The sequence below is a fragment of the Mesorhizobium sp. M5C.F.Ca.IN.020.32.2.1 genome (assembly GCF_004023105.1).
GTDB classification, from domain to species: domain Bacteria; phylum Pseudomonadota; class Alphaproteobacteria; order Rhizobiales; family Rhizobiaceae; genus Mesorhizobium; species Mesorhizobium wenxiniae.
In genome coordinates this window covers 1-3,172 of sequence record NZ_RZSX01000749.1, presented here as the reverse complement: position 1 = coordinate 3,172, position 3,172 = coordinate 1, and the positions used below count along the sequence as shown (strand labels likewise).

Below are 3,172 nucleotides of genomic sequence, written 5' to 3'. Positions count from 1 at the left end.
GAAACAGGCCGGATCGGTTTCCGGAAGCTTGGTCAGGAAATCGGTGATCTTCTGCTTGGCGCCGGCGTCGATCGACGTACGCAAGACCAGCGGGCCGTTCGGGATCATCGGCGACTGCCACAATTCGACGAGGTCGTCCATCTTGAGCACACCCTTGTCGACCATCTTGCGGAGGTTGCCCGAGCTGTAGCCGTCCTTGAAATCGCCGACGCCGGAGGCCCAGGTGGTGCCGGCATCGAAGGTGCCCTTCAGGACTTCAAGGACAAGCTGTTCATGGCCGCCACCGAAACCGGTCGACGCGAAGTAGCTCTTCACATCCATGCCGATGTCCTTGGGCAGTGACGTGACTGGGATCAGATAACCAGAAGTCGAATCGGGATCGGCGAAACCGAGTTTCTTGCCCTTCATGTCGGCGAGTGTCTTGATGCCGGAATCGGCCCGGGCGACCATGACCGAATGGTAGCCGGTCGAACCGTCGGTCTGGATCGTCGTCAGGATCGGTTGAACCGCTTCCTTGTTTTCGAGATAGATCTTGGCATAGGCGGAAGCGCCGAGCTCGGCATAGTCAAGCGTGCCGCCGAGCAGGCCCTGGATGACGCCGTCGTAGTCGGCGGCCGGGAACAGCGAAACTTTCTCGACGCCCAGCACTTCCTTGATGTGGTCGGCAAAGCACTGATAGTTGCGCAGGCGATCGGCTTCGTTCTCGCCGCCCAGAATGCCGACGCGGAATTCCTTCAGGTCCTGTGCCTGGACCCCGCCCATCGCCATGGCGAGGATGGAAACGGCACCGAAAAGTATCTTTCTAAACATTTCGCGTCTCTCCTGTTGATTCCGGCATCGCGCCGGTAGCGTTCGAATTTTGACAGCGCCCTTGACGCGGGCTGGCGATCCAGGCGCTCTTTTGTTTGTCCATGATCCTTTCTGGATACCGGTATCCACTTGTCGGGATCATGGACCTAGTAGCCAGGAAATGCGGGCTCGAGCGGTCCTGCGGATGCGGCGATTTTTTGCTTGATGGTGACGCTGGTCGAGGTGATGGCCTCGGAGATTTCACCGCCATTGCTGTCGGCACCGTAGACCATGCGCACCGCCTCACGGTTGAGATCTTCGGGTGGGCCGTCGAACACGACCTTGCCGGCAGCCATGCCGATGATGCGGTTGCAATAGGTGCGCGCAGTATCCAGCGTGTGCAGATTGGTGACGACGGTGATGCCTTCGCGCAGATTGATGTCCTGCAGCGAATCCATCACCACCTTGGCATTGAGCGGGTCGAGCGAGGCGATCGGCTCGTCGGCGAGGATAACTTTCGGCTGCTGCATCATGGCGCGCGCGATCGCGACGCGCTGCTGCTGGCCGCCGGACAAGGTGCCGGCCGGCTGCAGCGCCGTGCGGGCAATGTCGAGACGCTCGAGCGCCGCTATCGCCTCGGCCCGTTCCTCGCGAGAGAAGACACCGAGCAGATTGACAATCGTCGAGTGGTGATTGAGCCGGCCGAGCAGCACATTGGTCAGCACGTCGAGACGCGGCACCAGGTTGAATTGCTGAAAGATCATGGCGCAATCGCGCTGCCAGCGCCTGAGCAGCGAGCCGCGCAGGCTGGAGACTTCGGCGCCTTCAAAGAAAATCGACCCTTGGCTCGGATCGATGAGGCGGTTGATCATGCGCAAAAGGGTCGACTTGCCGGCGCCGGAGCGGCCGATGATGCCGACCATCTGACCGTGCGGGATCGAGATATCGACATTGCTGACGGCGGTGTTCTTGCCAAACCGGCGGGTGACGCCGCGGATTTCGAGCGTGGCTGAGGTTGCTGACATAGGCAAGTTCCAGTCCAGTCGCGTTTCGAAGGTCTGTTAACCATCGCTAGCGCAACGCCATGAACCTGCGGTGTCGGATTGATGTCAGTTTTGTTACCGCCCACAGGCTGGGCGGCGCGCCGTGAATGGTGAATGGTGACGGTGGCAGCCAGAAGAGGTGGTGAAGGCCTTTCTATTCACCATCCACCCCCTTCAGCTGCCGTATTTTTCCAGAAACGCTTCCGCCGAAAGGGCGCGGAAATCGTCGAGCGCCGCGCGCAGGCGGGCATGGTCCCAATCCCACCAGGCGAGTGCCTGATAACGTTCAGCCGTGTGGCGGTCGAAGCGTTCGCGAATTGGTTTCGCCGGCACGCCGCCGACGATGGTGTAGGGCGCAACGTCCTTCGACACAACCGCACCGGCGCCGACCGCCGCACCGTCGCCCACGGTGACGCCGGGCAGGACGGTCGAGCCGTGGCCAAGCCAGGTGTCGTGGCCAATGGTGACGCGTCTGGCACGGCGCTGGGCGAAGAATTCGCTCTCGTGCTCGGCGTCGTCCCAATAATCCGAGGCGCGATAGGTGAAATGGTGCAGCGTCGGCCGCCACGTCGGGTGGTTGGTGGCGTTGATGCGCACATTGGCGGCGATGTTGGCGAACTTGCCGATCGTCGCGCACCAGACGCCGCAGTCCTGCATCATGTAGGAATAGTCGCCGATCGTGCTCTCCGAAACCCGGCATCGTTCGGCGATTTCGGTCCAGCGGCCAAGCGTCGAATTCTCGACTTCCGCTGTCTCGTGGACCAGCGGCGTTTCCGACAATTTTCGCGTCATGCGGCGATTTTCCCGGCGGCAAAAGCGGTCACGTCGATGACGCGGTCGGCTACCGCCTCGCGCATGTCGTGGTCATGGAAGATGCCAAGCAGGGCGACGCCGGCCGCCTTTTTGGCCGCGATCAGCGTAATCACGACATCGCGGTTCCTGGCATCGAGCGAAGCGGTCGGCTCGTCGAGCAGCAGGATCGGGTGCTCGGTGATGAAGCCGCGCGCGATGTTGACGCGCTGCTGTTCGCCGCCGGAAAAGGTCGCCGGCGGCAGTGCCCAGAGTTTTTCCGGCAGTTTGAGCTGCCCCAGCAAGGCGCGCGCCTTGCCGCGCGCAACTTCACGGTCCTCGCCGCGCTCGACCAGCGGTTCGGCGACGACATCGAGGGCGGAGACGCGCGGCACTGTGCGCAGGAACTGGCTGACATAGCCGATCGTGAGTCGGCGCATGGCAAGCACGGTGCGCGGGCTCGCCGTCGCGAGATCGATGAGCCCGTCCTCGTGCTGGACGATGATCTGGCCTTCGTCGACCGCATAGTTGCCGTAGAGCATCTTCAGGAT

Annotated in this window: 4 protein-coding genes; all 4 read right to left on the bottom strand. The window is 62.1% G+C overall.

Features of this window, described 5'->3' with window-relative positions:
* A partial coding sequence (phnD, locus tag EOA86_RS28205) for a phosphonate ABC transporter substrate-binding protein (protein ID WP_128344670.1) occupies nucleotides 1–810 on the bottom strand: 810 nt, incomplete at its 3' end.
* Nucleotides 811–956: 146 nt separating this feature from the next.
* Nucleotides 957–1,814, bottom strand: a complete 858-nt coding sequence (gene phnC, locus EOA86_RS28200) for a phosphonate ABC transporter ATP-binding protein (protein WP_128344668.1) — start codon at nucleotides 1,812–1,814, stop codon at nucleotides 957–959.
* Between the two features lie 192 nt (nucleotides 1,815–2,006).
* Nucleotides 2,007–2,624 carry a DapH/DapD/GlmU-related protein gene (locus tag EOA86_RS28195; RefSeq protein WP_128344666.1) on the bottom strand — a complete coding sequence of 206 codons (618 nt, stop codon included), beginning with the start codon at nucleotides 2,622–2,624 and terminating at the stop codon, nucleotides 2,007–2,009.
* Nucleotides 2,621–3,172, bottom strand: a 552-nt coding sequence (phnL, locus tag EOA86_RS28190) for a phosphonate C-P lyase system protein PhnL (RefSeq protein ID WP_128344665.1), incomplete at its 5' end; no start/stop codon positions are given. The genes EOA86_RS28195 and phnL, both read right to left, overlap by 4 nt.

Bases quoted from the DNA above. Each gene is read 5' to 3' on its own strand.
- phnC (WP_128344668.1), bottom strand. From the start codon at position 1,814: ATGTCAGCAACCTCAGCCACGCTCGAAATCCGCGGCGTCACCCGCCGG.
- EOA86_RS28195 (WP_128344666.1), bottom strand. From the start codon at position 2,624: ATGACGCGAAAATTGTCGGAAACGCCGCTGGTCCACGAGACAGCGGAA.